General features: G+C 77.4%; 1 pseudogene. It reads left to right on the top strand.

Annotated elements, in window-relative coordinates:
• Nucleotides 1-198 (top strand): annotated as a pseudogene (locus tag L0B03_RS18885) (hypothetical protein); the annotation flags it as partial.
• Nucleotides 199-607 lie beyond the last annotated feature (409 nt).

Genomic DNA, 607 nt, shown 5'->3' with positions numbered 1-607 from the left:
GCCTGGTTGCCCGTGCTGGGCCTGGTCCTCGGCGCCGCACTGGGGGCCGAGCCGTGGGCGGTGCTGCTCGACGGCGGGCTCGGCACGGTGCTGCTGGTCGCCGGCGCCGGGCTGATGCTCGTGGGCCACCGCTGGGCCGGGCGCTACGTGCGGGCAGCGACCGCCGCTGGGCAGGAACCGGGACGGGGCAGCCGGTGAGCGCCGTGACGCGACGGCTCCGTGGTCTCGAGCCCGCTTCTGGGAGTGATGGTGACGTCGACTGGGCGGGGGGCACCGGAGGCGCCCCCGCCGGAACCGCGCGGGTCGGGACCGCGCGGGTCAGAACCTCGCAGGTCGGAACCGCGCTCGGTGGACGTCCCGGGCGTCGTCGGGGTGGGCGCCGCGGGCGAGGACGCGACGTACGTCCACAGGATGACTCGGACGTCTCGGTCGAGCTCGAGCTGGGCGTGGTCCTCGACCTCCTCGAGGCGGCCTGCAGCGCGGGGGCCGGCATCCCGCGAGCCCTGGACACCGTCGGCCGAGCCGTGGGCGGTGCCACCGGAACGAGCATGCGCGCCGCCGGGGCGGCGCTGGTCGTGGGCGCCCGGTGGGACGAGGCCTGGCACGG

This window comes from Actinotalea sp. C106, from assembly GCF_023630195.1.
In the GTDB taxonomy this organism is placed as follows: domain Bacteria; phylum Actinomycetota; class Actinomycetes; order Actinomycetales; family Cellulomonadaceae; genus Actinotalea.
This window is presented reverse-complemented; position numbering and strand designations above follow the sequence as displayed.